Consider the following 21529-nt stretch of genomic DNA (forward strand, 5'->3'; position numbering starts at 1 on the left):
CCGCCAAAACCTCCACCGAATGATCCTCCGCTGTGTCCTCCAAAAGAACCTCCGCTTCTTCCGCCGAATGAGCCACCTCCAAATGACCCTCCGCTTCTTCCAATGCTTCCAAAACCTCCGCCGCTTCGGCCTCCACTGGACCTGCTTCCTCCAAAGGAGCCTCCTCCGCTTCTTCCGCCAGAACCACCACTTCTACCCAAAAAATTACCTCCTCAAGAAATTACCTAACTATTAATTATAATATAACTCTATTTAAATTATACTATAAATATAGATGATTACAAGTATTTTCCTATTATTCATAATTATGAATAATAAGGAAGACCTGTAACTGAAACAGCTTTTACTTATTAAATATTTTGAGTAAAATATTTTTTGAACTATTGACAAACAAAAATATTAATGTTATATTAAATAAGTATTACAGATGTAATTATAGATTTCACATGTTTTTAGAGATTATATATAGCATTGTATATAATTTGTGAAAATATGTGAATTTTTTAAATTTACAATGGAGTATAATAAAAATTAGGAGGTACCTCATGAATAAAGGTACAGTAAAATGGTTTAACGCAGAAAAAGGATTTGGATTTATAACTGAAGAAAGCGGAAAAGATGTATTTGTTCATTTTTCAGCTATCAAAGGTGACGGATTCAAGACTTTAGAAGAAGGTCAAAAAGTTAACTTTGACATCGTTAAAGGTGACAAAGGCGAACAAGCTGCTAACGTTACTAGAGCATAGTAAATATGCAAAATAAAATCAGGAATTTAATTCCTGATTTTTTTATTTAAAGTTTAAATTTAAACAGTCAATGTCTGTTTCAAACCTATAAAATTCTACTCCAGCACTGGTTAGCATCCTCTTTGAAGCTTTTACTATGTCTGTATCTGAGTATTTGTCACTTAAATAAACAATTTGTTTTATCCCTGACTGTATAATGGCCTTGGCACATTCATTGCACGGGAACAATGTTGTGTAAAGCCTACTCTCTTCCAGATTTGCACCTCTGCAGTTTAGTATTGCATTCAGTTCAGCATGGACTACATAAAAATATTTTGTTTCCATTGAGTCCCCTTCCCGAGTCCAAGGATATTCGTCATCAGAACAAAATCTTGGCAGTCCGTTGTATCCTACGCTTAAAATCCTGTTTGATCTGCTGTCAACTATGCATGCTCCAACCTGTGATGAAGGATCCTTGCTTCTTTTTGCTGAAAGAAGGGCTAAACCCATAAAATAATCATCCCAGCTTATATAATCATTTCTTTTAGTCATTTTTTTCTTCCTTTTTTTATTTGATAATATAATTTTATTATTATTGTATAAATATAGCGCAGTTATTGCCTGCGCTACATTTATTTTATATTACATCCAAAAAGCTTAACTGATCGCTTTCAGGAAGTCCTTTCAGACAGCCAAACTTTTTAAGAAGTTCTATGGCAGCATTTCCTATTTTCGCACTTTTTCTTAAATCATCAATTGACTTTAACTCTTCTTCTCCATGAGCAGCATTGAAAATTCCTTCTGCTGCAACTGTTCCCATACCAGATATGCTGTTTAGGGGAGGTCTTATGCCTCCTTCTTCAAGCTGAAATTGAGTTGCATGAGATTTGTACAGATCAATTGGTAGAAATTTGTACCCTCTCTCGTACATTTCCAGGACCAACTCCAGGTCATCATACATATCCTTATCTTTATTAGATGCATCATTGCCGAGAGCATCAATTTCCTTTAATTTTTCTTTAACAACCTCTTTGCCGTTTATCATGAACTCTGCATCAAAAGCTTTAGCCCTTATGGAAAAATAAGCTGCATAATAAGCCTCAGGTATGTGCACCTTAAACCAGGCGATTCTGAAGGCCATCATTACATATGCTGCTGCATGTGCCTTAGGGAACATGTATTTAATTTTCTTGCATGAATCAATGTACCATTCAGGAACTTCATGTTCTCTCATGAGCGATTCATATTCAGGCCATTTGGGTTCCTTGAGAGCTTTACCTTTACGCACGGTTTCCATGATTTTAAATGCTGCATTAGGCGGCAGTCCTTTTTTGATAAGGTAGACCATTATATCATCTCTGGTACAAACTGCCTCACTTATGGTCGTGACGGTTCCAGAATCTATGAGATCCTTGGCATTTCCAAGCCACACGTCTGTACCGTGTGACAGACCTGATATACATATTAAATCCATGAACGTCTTAGGCATTGTGTCAAGAAGCATACCTCGTACGAACCTTGTGCCGAACTCCGGTACTCCGAAAGTCCCCACCTTTGAATTAATTTGCTGAGGCGTAACTTTCAATGCTTGAGTTGATGAAAACAATGACATAGTTTCTTTGTCATCCATCGGTATGGTTTTAGGGTCTACTCCTGTAATATCCTGCAGCATTCTTATTACCGTAGGATCATCATGGCCAAGTATATCAAGCTTAAGAAGGTTCTGGTCAATTGAGTGATAATCAAAATGAGTTGTTATTATATCTGAATCAGGGTCATCGGCCGGATGCTGCACAGGGCAAAACTCAAATATTTCACGTCCCTTTGGTACAACTATTATGCCTCCCGGATGCTGGCCGCTGGTCCTTTTAATACCGGTACATCCCTTGGATATTCTTATGATTTCTGCCTTACTGACTGTTTTGTTTTTTTCTTCGAAATATTTCTTTACATATCCAAAGGCAGTTTTGTCTGCAATTGTTCCTATTGTTCCTGCCTTGAAAGTTGTGCCCTTTCCAAATATGACCTCCGTGTACTTGTGTGCTTTTGCCTGATACTCACCTGAAAAATTCAAGTCTATATCAGGCTCCTTGTCGCCGTTGAAGCCAAGGAATGTTTCAAATGGAATATCAATGCCGTCTTTTGAAAGCATTTCTCCACAAACAGGGCATACTTTGTCCGGAAGATCAAAACCAATTTTAATTCCTAAATCAGTGAAATCTGAGTGCTTGCACTTTGGGCATCTGTAATGAGGCGGAAGGGCATTTACTTCTGTAATACCCGTCATATATGCAACAACCGATGAACCGACAGACCCCCTTGAGCCAACCAGGTATCCATCTTCATTAGATTTCCATACAAGTTTCTGTGCAATTATATACATAACGGAAAATCCGTTTTTTATGATTGAATCAAGTTCCTTGTCAAGTCTTTGCTGAACTATTTCAGGCAGCGGGTCTCCATAAAGCTCATGAGCCTTTCCAAAAGCTATGTCCTTTATGGTCTGTTCGCAGCCTTCAATGTGAGGAGGACATTTCTCCGATGAAATAGGGCTTATATTCTCACACATATCTGCAACTATGTTTGTGTTCTTTACAACAACTTCATATGATTTTTCTTCTCCAAGGTAATAAAATTCCTTTAACATTTCCTCTGTTGTTTTCAGGTATAAAGGCGCCTGGTAATCAGCATCCTTGAATCCCTGTCCTGCTTCAAGTATACGCCTGTAAATTTCATCTTCAGGGTCCATGAAGTGAACATCTCCCGTAGCAACAACAGGCTTATTAAACTTTTCGCCTAAAGCAATTATTTTTCTGTTTATGTTTCTCAAATAATCTTTGTCAGGTACCTGTTCAGTCCTTATGAGGTAGTCATTGTTCCCTATTGGCTGTATTTCAAGATAATCATAAAATTTAGCTATCTTTTCTATTTCTTGTTCTGGTTTTCCTAATAATATGGCCTGATAAAGCTCTCCTTCGCTGCATGCACTGCCTATTATCAAACCTTCTGAGTGTTTTTCAAACATGCTTTTCAATATTCGAGGTTTCTTGTAAAAATAATCCAAATGCGAATAAGACACAAGCTTGTATAAGTTTTTCAGGCCAGTATAATTTTTTGCCAATATTATTGCATGATAAGTTTTAAGCTTTTTGTAAGATTCATTTCTTGATTGTTCATCAGAAGCATATTTGTCTATGTCATCCAGTGATTCTGCTCCTCTTTTAACAAGCATTTCAAGCATCACATTAAAAACCTTCACTGTTGTCTCCACGTCGTCAAGTGCCCTGTGAGCTACATCAACCTTTATTCCAAGATTTTTTGCAATCCTTCCAAGCTTGTATGTTTTGTAATCGGGAAACAGTTCATGCGCCAAAGATAATGTATCTAAATAAGTAAAATCAAAAGCGTATCCTAGTTCCTTGGCATTATGTTTTAGAAATCCAATATCAAATTCTGCGTTATGGGCTACAAGCACGCTTCCCTCAATAAAGTCAAGCATTTTTGGAAATACCTTATCTATAGTTTCTGCGTCACTTACCATGTCATCTGTTATGTTTGTAACCTCAACAACCCTTGCAGGAATAGGCTTTTGTGGATTTACAAAACAGCTGAATTCATCTACTACCTTTCCGCCTTGTATTTTCATGATACCTATTTCAGTTATTTTTTCTGTAACAGGAGAAAATCCTGTAGTTTCAAGGTCAAGCACACAGTATACAGTGTCGATTGATTGCCCCTTGCAATTAGTAACGGACGGCTTTTTGTCAGGAGCAAGATAAGCTTCCACCCCATATATTATTTTCATGTCAGGATTATCTCTTCCAAGGAGCTTATGAGCTTCTGGAAATGACTGAACAACACCATGGTCAGTTATGGCCATGGATTTCATCCCCCATTCCATTGCTCTTTTTATGAGATCAGCAGCATTTGTCATGGCATCCATCTGGCTCATCTGTGTATGCAGGTGAAGTTCAACCCTCTTCTGTTCAGAATTATCCATTCTCTTGACTTTTTTGATACCTTCAGTTTCAACAATTGTATTTGCAATGAGCTCAATTTCTCCTGAAAATTTACTGAATCCTGAATTACCGTAAATTTTTACTCCTTTAGCTTTTTTAAGCCTTGGCACAACTTCAGCATCTTCTCCGGGCTTCAAGAACATCTTGCACGTCATGGAACTTGATCCATCATACACATCAAAAGAAACAAGTATTTTTCCGCTTCTAAGTTCCTTTGCTTCAAGATTTGAAATTTCTCCTTCTATGGCAACTCTTCCTTCGTCAGGAGTAATATCGATTATTTTTACAATAGGATCTTTGAGGTTTATATTTCTTCCAAGTATGAGCTGCGGATTTGTCTTTTTCCCTGAAGTCTCAGCTTTTGCTTCCTGTTTAAATTCAGGAGTTTTTTTAGACTGTGCAGGAGCTGATACTGCGGGAGCAAATTGAGCTTCCCTCTGAAGTTCATACATTTCCTTTGCAAGAGCATCTTCCTGCTGCCTTATGAATTCCTCCTGACTTACTTTGTCCACAAAATTAATATGATATGGAGTGCCGTAAAGTTTTTTTATAGCTTCATGAATTTTTTTATCGTAACCTTTGGCTTTCAATATTTCGGACACAGCCGATTTAAATTTAAATATAATAGTATTATCAGCTATTTCATACTCACTGTCTTTAAGAACAGCCTTTAATGCAGGAAACTTGTCCGATATCATGAAAACAATATTTTTAAGCTCATCTTCAATGGGCTTTTTGTTTGTTTCATCAGAATAACTTACAATTATTTTAGAATCGCTAAGTGCAAATCTTCTTTTAATAAAGTCATTGAGTGATTCCAATTCTTTTACTTCAATATATTTATCAGATTTGATTTTCAATTCGAGGGATTTTGTTTTTTTGCTGAGAACAACCCCTTCAACCAGAGCAAAGCTCAAGTTGCCCACGGCTTCATAATCACCAAATATTTCTTTAATTTTTTTCATTATACAACCTTCTTAAAAGTTCAATATTTTATATTATATAACATAGATTAATGATTTGTACATAGAAAAAACGTCTCATATTTTCAAATATCGAACTGGTGTTTATAATTTTTGTTGATTTTATCCTGCTTTAGTTTTATCTAATACTGAATTTAATGGCATTAAACTTTTTTTATGCAATATATATAATATATGAAATTTGTTGAAATTTATATTGTTTTTAAGGGGGAAATTTTTATGTCTGTTCAAGATTCTTTTTTTAATCCAACTGATGAACAGCGACACCAGTTGTTTCAAAATTCCTTAAACCGTTCCGGCAGATCTGAAGACTTTCAAAATATTTTAAACCTTTTAAGACCTCCCCATGACATTTATCAATATGCAAGGCCATTGACTCTTAAAAATTTAAAAATTGGGATCATTGGCGCTGGGCTGTCAGGACTGGCAGCTGCATATGAACTGAGAAAGCTTGGTGCAAATATTACTATATTTGATGCAGAATCTAACAGGATAGGCGGAAGAATTTATACTTCTTATTTTAATGACTCCAAGAATTTTTATGCGGAATTAGGTGCCATGAGAATTCCTGTATCTCATGAAACAACCTGGCATTATATTAATTTGTTCAATTTGGAAACTGAATCACTGTCTTCGCCCCGATCAAACAACTTTATCTTTGTAGACAACACAAGGGTAAGACGGGATTTTTCAGGTCAAAGCATTACTGACAATATATATCCTTATTACAATTTGACTGAAAGTGAAAAAAATACACCATGGAATGAATTAAGCGATTATGCTGCAGAAACAATGCTGGACAGTCTCACCCCAGAAATGCGAACCGAAATACTAAAAATTCAACCTCAGTACTCTGTAGAATATTCAAGAATCACAAAGCTTAGCAACAGACAGGTTTATGAACAGCTGGGATTGAGTCAAAGTGCCATAAACTTAATATCAGCAGTTGAACCCTTCACAGCAGCTCTTTTAAACACAAGCCACGATGAAACAATGAGCAGCATATATTCCTTTGATTTTCTCAATACTTACAGAATAAAAGGGGGCATGGTAAATCTTCCCATGGCATTCTTCAATTCACTCAACAACACTAATCCTCCTGAATTTCAATATGACCCTGGTATTTTAGGAAATGTCGCCATAAAATTAGGGTATGTTGTAAATGGAATTATAAAATCTTCTGTTAACAAAAAAGTAAATATCATTTATGATGATCCAAACAATGTAGAATTAATGGATACCTTTGATTTTGTAATATGTGCGGTTCCTTTTTCTGTATTGAGAACATTTGAACTTTCACCATATTTCAGTGAATTGAAAATGCAGGCAATCAGAGAACTTAATTACATTGATGCTCATAAGACAGCTTTTTTATGCAGGAAAAGATTCTGGGAAGAAAATGCGCCCTACGGCAACATTAACGGTGGAATATCTTTTACAGATCTACCCATACAATCGGTTATCTACCCTCCTGACCACATAAGGTGCCTCAGTGAAGGATTGTGTTCTGCTGATTCCCCAGGAGTTTTAATAGCCTCTTATAACTTAGGTCAGGACGCTACAAGAATCGGCGGTCTTAATATTTACAGAAAACTTGAAACAATACAAAAGGATGTTGATAAGGTTCATGGTCTTCCAGATGGATTTTTAAATACGTTAATACAAAGTTACAGAACGGTTCACTGGAACGCAGAACCTTGGTTCAGAGGAGCTTTTGCAGTGGCATATCCCGGTCAGAAAGTAAATTTTCTATACAATATGCTGCAGCCTGAATATGACAGCAGGGTATTTTTTGCAGGAGATCATGTTTCTGTAAAACCCGGATGGATACAGGGAGCATTATATTCAGGTAAGTTTGTTGCCAATCAAATTGCAACACAAAGCCGTCTTACAGATTAAACCATATCAATAATGTGGCATATACACTACAAATTTCATAAAATTTTAAAGGACGTTAGTTTTTTATACACAAGTAGCGTCCTTTTATTTTTAAAATTATTTTATAATTACTAACCACCACATCTAAGAAAGTTCAGCTGAAAGGCAGCAATAAAACCATCAAACTTATCCTCTTCTACTGCAATTGATACTAATACATTCTGAATTTTTAAGGCTTTATATTCAGAATGTGTATGAGGTCCAACTGTCGCTTCCCAAAATGGTCCTTTGATTTTTTCATCATCTTCTAAAGTGCCTCCTATTTTGAGAAAGTAATCTATAAACTCATTTCGGTTTATTCCGCCAAATTTAACGGATAGAGTTTTTATCTTAACACGTCCTTTCAATAATTTAATTAATATTAATTATACACATGCTTTCTTGCTGTGTAAAGCCGGATGCTTTATTAATTGATTAATCTAAAGTAAAATAGTATAATTTCATCAGTATTCATAACTAAAAGTTATTGTTAGGAGATTATTAAATGGATGAAAAAGATTATGAAATTCTTCTTGAATTATATGAAACTAAAAATATTACTAAAGTAGCACAAAGGCTATTCTTATCTCAGCCTGCTTTGACAAAAAGATTAATAAAGATGGAAGCTGAGTTAAATTGCAATTTGCTTGTACGTTCAAAAAAAGGTGTTATATTTACGCCCATTGGCGAAACTATTATATCTTACATAAAAACTATTTACAAAACTACTGTTGAAATGAAAAATCATGTAAATATTAATAAAGGTTTCATAGGCGGAACGTTGAACTTGGGATGTTCAGTGAATTTTTCTCATTACAGATTACCAGGGGTATTAAAAGCATATACTCAGCTATATCCTATGGTAAATATTAATATAACAACAGACCAAAGCAAAAACTTATACAAAATGTTGATGAATGATGAAATTCCAATTGCCATTGTCCGAGGAGATTTTAAGTGGGATGAAGGAAAAAATCTATTGTTTAAAGAACCCATGCTAGTGGTGTGCAACGAAGAAAATAAAGATAAACCGCTTGATTCATATCCATATATTAACCGAAGCACTGATGCAAGATTGAGTCTGGAGCTTCACAAATGGCTTGAGGAAAATAATCTTCCAGGCAATACTTCAAAGATTTGTCTTGATAATTTAATATGCTGCATGCAAATGGTACGAAACGGTATAGGATGGTGCATACTTCCTCAAATTTGTTTAGATGAATTTGAAGGACACACTGAAAAACTATGTTTTAAAGATGGAGCACCTTTAGAAAGAAACACATACGTATTCTATAAAAATTCATATTACGAACTTCCGCAAGTTCAGCTTTTCATTAAACATTTGACAGACAACTGTAGTCACTAAAATCTAGATTTTTATGCTGAAGCGTATGTAACAAAAAAATTTAAAAAATTTTTATATTTTATGTTTAAACCAAAAATCATCGGGTATATATATTATACAACATCGGTTACTATAATTCTAACAGAGTCAATACAATTACCAGTTGTAATGGTTAAATCGTGGTCTAGCCCGTTAACAGTTAGATTATATAAAGCGGCTAAACCTTACAAGAGTAAAGATATTGGTAGGGTAGTAATTAAGTAAATTGCATGTTGAATATTTACCGAGAGGTATTGAATGGGTATCCAAGAAAATAAGTAGCGCCTGGTATCTAGTACAAGATATTCAGGCGCTGCTTAATTTTTTGTTGATTATTTATTTTCTAATGCTTTAATAAAGGCTACCTTATAATGGTTATTATCTTATTTATTTCATCATAGTCAACTGTTGCTCCCAATGTCTCACTGACAAAGCGTAAAGGAACAAACGTCCTGCCAGGTGGCTGTATGATTGATTTACCGTCAAGTGTAACTCTTTGACCATTAACTTTAGCTTCTTTTTCTCCAATAGTAAGTACCAATTCTTTATCTTTGTCTTTTATATTAACCTGACGTGACGCGTTTAGCCATTCAACGTTAGCACCTAGAGCCTCGCTTACAAAACGTATACCAATATGGGTACGGTTTGTGCTCGTATCAATATAAGGTGCTGCATCCAGCACGTATGGCTGACCGTCAATAGTAGCCTGTGTGCTGTCTATAGTGAGAGTAATAATCTTCTGTTTTGGGCCTAATTTGACAATGTTTGTAAATTCTCGGCTGGAGGTTCTTCCTTTATTATCTGTAACAGTAATCGTGAATGTGAAATTCCCCGGCAGTATTGGTGTGCCGCTAAATGTACCGTCCTTCTCTAAGCTCAATCCCTTAGGCAGTGAACCTTTAGTTACATTAAATTTGTATGGACTGCTTCCTCCTGTGGCTGAGAACTTATGTAAAAATGGTTTTCCGGGAGTCCCATCAGGTATTTTAGACCAAGTAACACCTAATGGTCTGTAATGACTGCCTCCCCCGCCGCTGGAAGAAGGGGTGCTGTCATTAATTGTTATAACCATGTCTTGGTCTGTTCCTTCGCTAAAGTCGAAAGTTAAAGTCATGTATCCGTTTGCCTGCAGCTCCAGATATGATTTATTAATGTTTACTTTGCTTTCGTTGACAGAATAATCTGTTCCTTCTGCAAGAATAATGGCGCCGTTTTTAATAGCACTTATGGTAGTACTTTGTGAAGTTATGGTTACTACAATATCCTTATAATTTTCTGAACTGCTATATTTGTCAAAAATAGCAGATGTAGGAGAAATAGTTGAATCTGTTGGTTTTTTTACCCATTTTGCATAAACGGTTATGTCGTCAAGAACTGCTGTATTAGCTAAAAATACTGTTCCCCATCCTTCTCCACCATCCACACCTATTCCGTCATCAGCAATACCGTTACCGGTCCACCATCCAGAAAAAGTATACTCTTCTTTTGTAGGTTCATTTGGCAGACTGCCTACAGATGTAGCAGGTTCTTTGACATTTATTGTTGCTGGATTAGCTTCAGTATCTCCGCCGTTTTTATCAAATATGACTGTATAAGTATCAGGTATATTGGATGCGCCTGAATTATTGATAAGAACTATAACATTTCCATCATCACAATTTGTCATAGCAATGTCTAACATGCTATCATCATTAAAATCGCCAGTAGTGAGACAAAGTGGCTGCTTACCAATGTTAAAATCCTGTTTAGATAAAAATGAGTAGTTCCAGCTATTAGCAAGAACTGAAATGTTATTACTATACCTGTTGCTTGCTGCTAAATCCAGATAACCGTCTTTATTGAAATCGCCTGCAACGGAATCTATTGGTCCAAGATTCAGCGGGAATTTAACCCAATTTTGATTAGTTGCAAAATTGCCTGTGCCATCGCCAAGCAGTACTGATGCATATTCATCGTAATCAGAGAAATCTAACATATCATCAAAATATAAGAATGCTATATCAATATTTCCATCTTTGTTGAAATCTGCAGCTGTTGCACCGCCAGCTGAATAACGCTTACCCCCGCTTATAATTTCACCGATGTCTGATATTGTCTTTGATGGACTATCAGGATAGAGTCCGGTACCGTCACCAAAACGAATCTGCATAGAACTAACTACGAAGCGATCACCAAAAACCACAGCCAAATCCTGTTTTCCATCATTATTAAAGTCTGCTGCAATGATTTCTTCTGGATGTCCAGGTGCGTATATTACCTGCGGTTCAGTGAAACCTGCAGCTCCGTTGTTTAAGTAAATAAATATTTTGCTTTGGTTCCAGTCGGTAGTTGCAACATCAGTATCGCCGTCATTATCAAAATCTCCCACAGCAGAATTATATCCTGAGCCGCAGGTAATCCGTTCTGAAAACTTACAGTTTCCAACAGCCACAAATGCGTATGTTCCTTGACTGCTGCTGATGATAAGATCATCTAAATTATCTCCATTTAAATTACATGCAATAACAGAAGTCGGCGCATAACCGGCAGGTGAGACAACGCGAGCTGCAAAAGTACCATCACCGTTACTTGGCAAAACAGATAAATTGCTCTCATTGGAGTTGACAGCAACTATATCAAGAAAATTGTCATTATTAAAATGACCTGTAGCAATGCCAGTAGGTATACCGCCTGAATAATACAATTTAGGTTCTTTAAAACTTACAGGAATAGGTGCAGCCATTGTTCCATAAGCAGAAAAAGCAATTTGAATGTTGTTTTGATCATTAGCCAATTCAATCTCGCTTAATGGAATCTTCAGTTCGTATACCTTGTGATCATAATTAGCCCGTTCAGTAGTTATAAAGGCCGGAGTACCCCAAACAGTATCTAAAAGAGAAACTTTAAACACTTTAACACCATCTTTAGTTTTTATATAGGCTTTAACATAATCTTCATTGCCATCCATTGTATTGTCAGGAGTCACATCAAAAGTTATGTAAAGGTTTTCCGAATCGTTCATCAACCATGTATAAATAGTTCCGGCAGGATGTCCGCTGGCAGGGACTATATACTCAGACAAAAATGTTTCTTTATCAGAAACTTCAGTTATATTACCATCAACGTTTATACTGCCATATGAAGTATTTAGCATGTATGTGTAAAATTCTGACTCATTTGTTATTTCGTGATACATATTGGTTAATGGAAAGTGAAAAGGTGTTCGATTTACATCAGATGAATCGACTGCTTCCGCAATTGATGAATACGCAAAAATTACTAAAAAAAGTGTAATAGCAAAAATCTTAAACCACGATTTTTTTGGTTGATTCATTTTTTATACCCCCCATTTTATTACTAAATTTTTTTGAAATTATAATCTGTTACAATGAATACTTCTAGTCTTAAACCTCCTTTCCATTAATATCTTGATAAAACAAAAATAAACAGCCGGTGACGCTGTTAGCTCACAAATGAAAAACGTACAAATAATTTCATTTGGTCATTGCTTTCAAAATATTTATAAATTGATTAAATCATTTTATAATAACAACACAATATAATATTGCTGAATCTTGTATAATATTAAAATTATTATTTGACTATTTTCGATATTGATAAAGTAATGTAGAGAAAGAATTTGTTTTTGTTTAAACTAACTTTTTGTGGAATACTAAACAATATCATTTATTAAGGAGATTAGTATGGTTGGTATTTTAATTGCTTTGCTGGCTGGATTATTAATGAGTGTTCAAGGTGTTTTTAATACTCGTGTAATGGATTCATCAAATATGTGGGCTACAAACAGTTGGGTGCATTTAACAGCCTTTGCTGCAAGTATAAGTATATGGTTCTTCGCAGGCCGCGAAAACTTGTTTTCAGTGTTTAATGTCAGCAACAAATTATATTTATTTGGCGGTGTCATCGGAGCATTTATTACATTCACTGTCATTAAAAGCATATCGAGTTTGGGACCGGCATATGCAACAATGTTAATTTTATTGGCTCAACTTGTTATATCTTGTTTAATAGAAAGTTTTGGATTGTTCGGTACTGAAAAGATGTGTTTTGAATGGAGCAAATTAATTGGTGTAGGTTTAATGATTGCAGGCATTGTTGTATTTAATAAACTTTAAGAAATTTCTTAATGTAAATAAAAATAAAAACTCCTCAATTTGAAGAGCTTTTATTTTTATTTGCTCAAATTTATTAACTTGCTTTGCTTTTTATTATAGGAAGTATTGTCGATATTACAAGGACTGCTAATAATAAAAATGCCATACCATTAGTTTCAGCGAAGCCACTTGGTGCAGTGCCTTTTATAACACCAGATACTTGAAGTATTATCCCCACAAGGCCTATTATGGAACCGCCTGCAACAAGCCCGGAAGATAAACTTATGCCATTTGAAATTTTAACATCTTTTTCTTTTTCTGATTTTGAAGTTCTTTCTATTAATAAGCGAACAATAGCACCAATTAAAATTATAGAAGTGGTGGATATTGGCAGATAGAAACCTATGGCAATTGTCATTATAGGAAGATTTAATAAAAACAACACAATTCCCATAACAGTACCTACAATTATCATAACCCAAGGCAGCTCACCAGATATAATACCGGCAGTTAAAGTTGCCATTAAGTTAGCTTGAGGCAGAGCAAAGGTGACATCATCACCAGTCAATGAAAGTTGGCTTGACAACAACAGTATAGTACCAATAACCACTGCAACACCAACTATTGATGCTATTGAAAAGTACTTTTGCATTTCATTTTTATCTCCTCCTAATATAAAAGAAACTTTTTGTGATTGACAGTAGCCACCTGCAATAGCAATTGCAGTAACTATGAATGTACCAAATAAAAGTAAAGATTTGTTATTTTCAGGACTTACCCATCCCAATGCAACAAACAATAAAGTTACAAGAACTAAAGAAGCTATGGTCATACCTGAAACAGGAAGATTTGAAGTTCCAATAGTACCTGTTAAACGACCGGAAACAATGACAAATAGCAATGATAAAAATAATGATAAAATTGAAGCAACTATTGCCATTAATATATTTCCGTCAGAAATTAAGAAACCTGCTAAAAATCCAACTATTATACCACCTAATAATATCAGTGTTCCAATAAATGAACTATCAGCATTATTTGTAGATTTAGCACTGAGGGTTTCTTTTATGGAAGAAATTATAGTTGGTATCAGCCTTATAGCCCCTATTAAACCACCAGAAAGCATCATACCTGCACCAATATATTTTACATAACTGCCGGATATATTTGAAACGTTCATAGCATTAATTGCAGTACCTGGATCATTCCATACAAATGCATTGCTTTGACCAAGGGCAGTAAAATAACCTATTAAAGGTAAAATGCCGAAGTTAGCTAATATTGAACCAGCAAACATAGTTAGAGAAACTTCTAATCCAACTATGAATCCTATACCTAATAACAGAGGGTTAACTTCAATTTGAAATTTCCACTTATAGAAAGATTCATTTACATAGTTTATAACATTGTTAGCCACATTTAAAAAGGAACTTGTTACGGCAGTTATAATACCACCAATTCCAAATCCTATTCCCATGAACTTTATTGACTCACCGGCACCTTCAGAAGCAACAAGTGTTTCTGATATAGCCATTGACTCAGGGTACATTAATTTTCCATGTTCTTCTACGATTAAATATTTATGAACAATTGAAGCAATTCCAATACCAAATAGAACTCCACCTGTTCCAACTACAAAACCTTCTAAAAAAGAAACATTTGAACCTATTAAAAGAACTGCCGGCAATACAAATATTATACCGCTGGCAACGGATTCTCCGCCGCTAGCCATACCTTGTATTAAATTTTTCCCAAGGAGCCCCTTCTTTTTAGAAAATGCTGATATAAAAGCTGAGCCTATAATAGAACCCGGTATACCAGCAGCAACTGTAAGACCCGATTTCATACCGGAATATGCAGTAGATGCTGCAAATAATACAGCTAAGATTATCCCTATTATTAAAACTGCAGCATTCCCACCTATTTTGGAACCGCTGGATATATAAGGCACATAATCTTTGCCGGGCACATTTCCATATGCATCTTTAGACAATTTTTTATCCATTAAATACCTCCGTTATTTAGTTTTGAGTTTATTTTATATTTTTTAATACTTCCAACAAATATTCCCACGTTCTTCGAACTGAAGAAATGCTCATATTTTCATTTGGAGTATGAACATCATATAGATTTGGTCCAAAGGAAATTGCATCTAATTCGCCAAATTTTTCTGCAAAAAGCCCGCATTCAAGACCGGCATGTATTGCTGAAATGTGAGGCTTTTTACCGTACATTTTTTCATATACATTTTCAAAGACTGTTCTAATTTTTGAATCTGGATTATATGCCCATTCAGGATAATTGGATTCGCCGATTACACTACCGCCGTTAATTTTAGCAGTTACTGATAATCTGTTATATAATTCATTTTTTAAACTTCTGACAGAACTTCTGATTGAGCTTATGAATTCTACTCCGTCTTTATAAGTTGTAACAACTCCAAGATTTAAGGAACTTTCCACTAAACCTTTAATATCCATGCTCATTGAAGTAACGCCGTTAATAATTAAGTATAAATAGCTAACTACATTTTTAGTTGATTCTTTTGAAAACATTTGTGAAGGGGAATTTTGTAAAACTTCAAATTTTATTCTTATATCTGGATCTGAAGTTCTCAATTCATTTTTAAATATTTCTTCACACTCAGATATTTTCTTCTCGACTATGACTCTATCTTCATTCCTTACTAAAATAACTGCATCAGTCTCACGTGGAATTGCATTGTGCTTTGACCCCCCGTTCAATGAACTAAGCCTAATATCTATTTCAGATAAAATACTCATAAGTACTCGACCCATTAATTTATTGGAGTTTCCTCTTTCCTTGTCTATTTCCATTCCGGAATGACCACCCTTAAGGCCTATAACCCTAATTGAATAAGGTACAAGATTTTCATTTACTGATTCAAACTTAACAGGAATTGATGCTTTAGCCGTAACCCCGCCGGCACAACTCACTAATAATGTACCTTCTTCTTCAGAATCAATATTAATCAGCGTCCTGCCTTTTATGTTTTTAGGATCTAGCGCCATAGCTCCATCCATTCCTGTTTCTTCAGAAGTGGTTACAAGTAATTCTATTGCCGGGTGTTGATATTCATTAGAAGCCAGGATTGCTAACCCCATTGCTACTGCAATTCCATTATCAGCTCCTAAAGTAGTACCGGTAGCATATACTCTATCCTCTACTATTCTTAATTTAAGCGGATCCTTTGTAAAATCATGTTCTACATCAGAATTTTTTTCATTTACCATATCCATATGTCCCTGCAAAACAACTATAGGACTGTTCTCATATCCTTGTGATGCTTTCTTTCTGATAACAACGTTTAATGCAGCATCTTGAACATATTCCAGATTATTATCCTTAGCGAATGATACTAAGTAATCACTGACTTCTTTTTCATTTCCTGAACCTCTAGGAATTTGTGAAAGCTTTTCAAAATATTTAAATACATCAACAGGTTGTAAATCTTTAAGTACTTCAGTCATAGATATTATCCTTTCTAACTATTGTTGTTTCAAAATTAATTCATATATATATTTACCATAAATCTAATTACTAACCATATTAATAGGAATTTTCAAATATAAATTCCCAATTATCATTCTAATCTCATAATAAATTGCTTGATAAGGCTGAAATAAAACCTTTATAGTTCTTATTAAAATAAAAGCAAAACATTTTTATATGAGTATGAGAAATTGTAATGCTATGGTTCTTATGTCCACATAAAAAACTCCTCAAATTTGAGGAGTTTTTTATATCCATAACTTTGTATGGGGGTGGATTGTACCGATTTATTATTTTACTGCAATAAGACTATTGCTTTGTTAAATTCCTAACCAAAATGGATAACTTTTTTATGTTACCCATAATATCTTTTTCATCTATATATGAGTATGATAGCCTAAGTGCGTTGTTTTTATTAAAATCATAGCTGCTGCCTATATTTAAAAGTATTCCTTCTTTTATAGCTGCTTGAAATAATTTTTCCATAGAAATCTCTCGTTTCAAAACAAGCCAAATATAGAATCCTCCCTTTGGGGTTTCCCATACCGCTAATTCTTTAAAGTACTTATCAAGGGCTGATATCATTAAATCTCTTCTATTCTTTAATGCAATTTTAGTTTCCTTTAAATATTGGTAGTAATTAGCATTGGATAAAATCTCTTTTAATATCCATTGAGATACAGAACTTGCTCCATAGTCTGTCTGCATCTTAACATCACCTAAACGATTGACTATTGATTCAGATCCAACCAACCAACCAATTCTAAGTCCAGGTGCTAAAACTTTAGATATAGTTCCCAAATAAATAATCATTCCATGTTCATCCATACTTTTTAATGGTTTAGGAGGTTCATTTTCTAACCAAATATCGCCATAAGCATCATCTTCAATGACCGGAATCCTGTTATCTATACAGAATTTAAATAATTCTCTCCTTCTTTCCACAGACATAACAATGCCAGTTGGGTTATGAAATGTTGGAATAGTATATAAAATCGCATCTTCTATGTTTTTTCTTTCCTTGGCAATTTTCCAATATTGAATCCCATCATGATCCATATTTATACCCAAAAGTCTCATTCCTACTGATTGAAAAACCTGCAGTGATTTTATATAGGAAGGTGACTCGGTATATATGGTTAATCCTTGTTTAAGTATACTAACTGAGATTAATTGAAGAGCTTGCAAAGACCCTGATGTAATAAGAATGTTGGATGGCTTACATTGAATACCTTTATCCCTTAACTTCTCAGATAAAATTTCTCTTAATTCCAGTAATCCTAAGGGTTCCAAATAGTTCAAGGATGTGATTGACTGAGATAATCTTACAAAAATATCCTTCATCATTTTTGTAGGGTATAATTTAGGAGACAATTCTCCGGTTCCCAATCTAACTATGCCCTCCTGAAACTCCATATGATTGATCTCTTGAATTGTAGGGAGGTTCTCCTTAAAGTATCCAGATTTCACGTAACTTCCCCAATTGCCTTCGCTTGATGAAATCATTAGTGACCAGGTATTACTTGCGATAACGGTACCCATACGACCTTTTCCGTCAATTATACCATAGCTCTTCAATATGTCTAATGCTACTGATATTGTACTTCTATTTACCTTGAATTTTTCAGCGAGTATTCTTTCAGATGGTAAATAATATCCAATTGCCCAATCTCCATTTGATATCTTCCTTGATATATAGTCCACTATTTGTTGGTACACAGGTTCTTTAGACCCTTTATCTGGAATCCAATCCACAATAACTTTTTTCATCCTTACACCTTTTTACACCTAAATATAATTTACTCTTGCTGTAATAACAATCATTAATCTCGATACCTCTACCCTTTTATATCCTTTAGCTAAATTTTTTGATAAAATTATGTTTTACAATATAAATTAAAAACATAATAATTAATACCACTATTTTGTTCTATTCCACTTTGCGTATAATTTTTGTTTAAATAAATTCAAAATATTCTCCTAAACCATTTTTCTTAGCAATTTCATATACTTTTACTGCTGTAACATTATCTTGAATTCCCATTCCTGTAGTGTCAAAGATTGTGATTTCATCATCACTTTCCCTTAATGGCTTTTCTCCAGCAATAAGCTGTCCTATTTCTGCATAAATATCGGTTTCTTTAATTACCCCAGATATAATTGCATTTCTGGTTTCACCCCTACTAACACATTGTGCGATACTGTCATTTACAATTTTCGCTCCTTTAAATATTTTAGGATCCCATTCATTTTTTCCAGCCATATCTGCACCTACCGCTACAATATGCATTCCAGGTTTAACCAAAGATTTATGTACTATATATTTTCTTGTTGGTGTTGTAGATATTGCTATATCAGCATTTTTTATAGCCTCTTCCGGGGTAGCACATATGATTACTTTTACATTAGTATTCTCTTCTACGTCCGCCTTATATTTAATGAGTTCATTTTGATACTCACTGTAAACTCTTACTTCCTGAATATCCATTACCTGGCATAATGCATAGATTTGCATTCTTGCCTGACCACCGCCACCGAAAACTGCTACCGTCTTAGAGTTTTTTCTTGCTAATAATTTTGATGAAATCGCTCCTGCAGCACCTGTTCTAATCCCCGTAATCAGGCTACCATCCATAACGCAAAGTGGAACGCCGGTTTTACCATCAAATAATAGTATAGTACCTATCATCGTAGGTAGATTGTTGTTTTTTCCGTTATTATAAAATCCTGAAGCAATCTTAACCGATATGCTTTCATTTAATTTATTATAGCATGATTTTATATCAGTTTCACCGTTATTTTCCGGAATTTCTATGGATACAATTTCAGGTTGTTGCACTTGCCCTGCGTTATATGCTATGTATCCTTCTTCAACTGCAATGATAACCTCTTTTAGAGATAATACCTCTTTTACATCTTTTATACCAAGCAATAAAGTCTTCATGTTTCCTCCTTTAATGCATAAATAAGCTTGACGCCAAGCTTATTTATGTATTGAATTAATATTAAACAAATTTTTCTTCAATTAAAAATTCTTCAAATTTTGCTAAACTTTCAGGAACACCCATACGTCCGTATCCCATTCTAAAGTATTGATCATCCATATCATAGATGTCCGAAGGTAACAACAGTACTCCCTTCTTGTCAACAGCGAGCTGGCAGAAATCCTTAACAGGCATATCAATCAAGAGCTTATGATAAGCAACAGGTCCACATGTTATTGGCTTTTTCTCAAATATATTTGGATATCTGTCGAAGAATTCATCTACTAATTTTAAATTATTTCTAATGATTTTGATGCTTCTTTCTAATAGTTCGTCGCTATGCTTAAGCGCAACTTTAGATAAAAACTCAGATGGAGCTGAATCACAAATACTCATATAGTGTTTAAATTTAACTACCTTTTCTAATGTTTCATGATCTTTTGATACAAGCCAGCCTACTCTAAGTCCAGCAAGACCGTAAGCCTTAGACATTACACCAAGTGAAGCACATTTATCATAATTTTCAGCCATCCACTCTCTCTTGTTTCCATACAATTCAAGTCCTTTGTATACTTCGTCCGAGAATAGATAAATGTCATGTTTCCTACAAATTTCACATAACTGTTTTATTTCAGCATTAGTAAAAGTATATCCTGTAGGATTATTTGGTGAGCAAACTGCAATTACTTTAGTATTCGGTCTTATTAACGCTTCAAGCTCATCAAAATCCACTGTCCATTTTGTACCATCATCTTTTATATACCACTTTGAAAATTCACAGTTTGGATTTGAATTAGCAACTTCAAAAGCAGACTGATAGTTAGGATACATAGCAATCATATGATCACCTTCATTGAGCAATACATTCATATACCCAAAAATAGCCTCCTGAGCTCCGTGAAAAACTAACACATCATCTGCTGTCATATCCTTATATAATGTAGCAATTAATCTTCTTAACTCTGGATCGCCCCATGTTTCAGTATATCCCAACCATTGATTTAGATATTCTTCTTCAGCACCAGGTTCCATAGAAAGTAATTCTTTTGTTGTCATGGATTCACAATCAGATTGAGTTAGCAAATATGGTGCAGTAAATTCATAACGTCCAAAATAACATTCAAGTTTAAAATCATTAATTTTCATTTTCTATACCTCCATTAAATTATTCTTAATACTAGGGGCTTCCCCTTACTATATTGTGAATTGTATCATACTATTTATATAGAACAAACAGCCAACTAAATAAAATAAAACCAGCCAATTGATATGAGAAAATTCAAAAATTAGCAAGCAATAAAGAGGGCAAAATTAAAGAGTGCAAAATTTAGTAAAATTTCACACTCAAAAACATCTTTATTACATAATTCTCAAACCTTGTTTTTACATGAACACTAAAAACAATAGAAACCAACATATAAATGAGTATAAAAATGGAATTAATACAAGATTTTAAAAGAATAATGGATGAAACTTATAAAATTACTTTAGCAACAAGTGTGAATAATATCCCTAATGTTAGAGTTGTGAATTTTTGCGATATTCCTGAAAATTAAAGGGGTTATTGGCTGGGGAAATATTGGATGTTTATGAAATTAGTTTTAAAGAATCATCTGTAATTTTAGACCTAGGTAGAGGTGGTAACATAACTCTATAAGATATCAACGCAACAGCCCTCTATTTCAAGCCCCAATAATTGAATAAGAACCGCCTAAAAAAACTCTTCAAATTTGAAGAGTTTTTGATGTTTTCTTTATTTTGGTATGGATGTGGACCGTACCAGTTTATGTCCACAATTGATATTAAGACTTATAGGCATAAAGTTACAAAATAGGTTGCTAAGTTTCTTCAAGAAAGCACTTATAGTACCTATTTTCTTTACTTCTGAAAGCCTGTTTACCAATGCGGTT

Annotated in this window: 14 protein-coding genes; 4 read left to right on the forward strand and 10 right to left on the reverse strand. The window is 34.4% G+C overall.

The window, feature by feature from the left end:
• On the reverse strand, positions 1–200 hold a 200-nt coding region (locus BN358_RS03180; protein WP_019227886.1), incomplete at its 3' end, for a hypothetical protein.
• 345 nt (positions 201–545) lie between these two features.
• Between BN358_RS03180 and BN358_RS03185 the strand changes: the two genes are divergently transcribed.
• Positions 546–746, forward strand: coding sequence for a cold-shock protein (locus BN358_RS03185; RefSeq protein WP_019227174.1), 201 nt, complete (start codon positions 546–548; stop codon positions 744–746).
• 42 nt (positions 747–788) lie between these two features.
• On the opposite strand, the gene BN358_RS03190 is transcribed toward BN358_RS03185, so the two are convergent.
• Both BN358_RS03190 and polC read right to left on the reverse strand, forming a co-directional pair.
• A complete protein-coding gene (locus BN358_RS03190; RefSeq protein WP_019227175.1) occupies positions 789–1277 on the reverse strand; it encodes a dCMP deaminase family protein in 489 nt (162 codons plus the stop codon).
• Between the two features lie 85 nt (positions 1278–1362).
• On the reverse strand, positions 1363–5709 hold the full coding sequence (polC, locus tag BN358_RS03195; RefSeq protein WP_019227176.1) for a DNA polymerase III subunit alpha: 4347 nt from the start codon (positions 5707–5709) through the stop codon (positions 1363–1365).
• A 237-nt stretch (positions 5710–5946) separates the two neighbouring features.
• On the opposite strand from polC, the gene BN358_RS03200 reads away from it, so the two are divergent.
• The gene (locus BN358_RS03200) at positions 5947–7626 is read left to right on the forward strand and encodes an NAD(P)/FAD-dependent oxidoreductase (RefSeq protein WP_019227177.1); all 1680 of its coding nucleotides are present in this window, start codon (positions 5947–5949) and stop codon (positions 7624–7626) included.
• Between the two features lie 110 nt (positions 7627–7736).
• On the opposite strand, the gene BN358_RS03205 is transcribed toward BN358_RS03200, so the two are convergent.
• Positions 7737–8012 carry a hypothetical protein gene (locus tag BN358_RS03205; RefSeq protein WP_019227178.1) on the reverse strand — a complete coding sequence of 92 codons (276 nt, stop codon included), beginning with the start codon at positions 8010–8012 and terminating at the stop codon, positions 7737–7739.
• A 137-nt stretch (positions 8013–8149) separates the two neighbouring features.
• On the opposite strand from BN358_RS03205, the gene BN358_RS03210 reads away from it, so the two are divergent.
• On the forward strand, positions 8150–9010 hold the full coding sequence (locus tag BN358_RS03210) for a LysR family transcriptional regulator (RefSeq protein WP_019227179.1): 861 nt from the start codon (positions 8150–8152) through the stop codon (positions 9008–9010).
• A gap of 379 nt (positions 9011–9389) precedes the next feature.
• On the opposite strand, the gene BN358_RS03215 is transcribed toward BN358_RS03210, so the two are convergent.
• Positions 9390–12341 (reverse strand): stalk domain-containing protein, encoded by a 2952-nt coding sequence (locus tag BN358_RS03215; RefSeq protein ID WP_019227180.1) that lies wholly within the window; start codon positions 12339–12341, stop codon positions 9390–9392.
• A gap of 370 nt (positions 12342–12711) precedes the next feature.
• Here BN358_RS03215 and BN358_RS03220 point away from each other — a divergent pair, with 370 nt between their 5' ends.
• Entirely contained in the window at positions 12712–13143 is a 432-nt protein-coding gene (locus BN358_RS03220) for a DMT family transporter (protein ID WP_019227181.1), read from the forward strand.
• A gap of 73 nt (positions 13144–13216) precedes the next feature.
• Here BN358_RS03220 and BN358_RS03225 read toward each other — a convergent pair whose 3' ends face one another.
• From BN358_RS03225 to BN358_RS03245, 5 genes are all read right to left on the reverse strand, one after another.
• Entirely contained in the window at positions 13217–15127 is a 1911-nt protein-coding gene (locus BN358_RS03225; protein ID WP_019227182.1) for an OPT family oligopeptide transporter, read from the reverse strand.
• 28 nt (positions 15128–15155) lie between these two features.
• Positions 15156–16613, reverse strand: a complete 1458-nt coding sequence (locus tag BN358_RS03230) for an aminoacyl-histidine dipeptidase (protein ID WP_019227183.1) — start codon at positions 16611–16613, stop codon at positions 15156–15158.
• A gap of 331 nt (positions 16614–16944) precedes the next feature.
• Entirely contained in the window at positions 16945–18405 is a 1461-nt protein-coding gene (locus BN358_RS03235) for a PLP-dependent aminotransferase family protein (protein WP_019227184.1), read from the reverse strand.
• A gap of 187 nt (positions 18406–18592) precedes the next feature.
• Positions 18593–19579 (reverse strand): ornithine cyclodeaminase family protein, encoded by a 987-nt coding sequence (locus BN358_RS03240; RefSeq protein ID WP_019227185.1) that lies wholly within the window; start codon positions 19577–19579, stop codon positions 18593–18595.
• 61 nt (positions 19580–19640) lie between these two features.
• Positions 19641–20765, reverse strand: coding sequence for an aminotransferase class I/II-fold pyridoxal phosphate-dependent enzyme (locus tag BN358_RS03245; RefSeq protein ID WP_019227186.1), 1125 nt, complete (start codon positions 20763–20765; stop codon positions 19641–19643).
• Positions 20766–21529: the final 764 nt, after the last annotated feature.

Source organism: Sedimentibacter sp. B4 (assembly GCF_000309315.1).
Taxonomy (GTDB): Bacteria; Bacillota; Clostridia; order Tissierellales; family Sedimentibacteraceae; genus Sedimentibacter; species Sedimentibacter saalensis.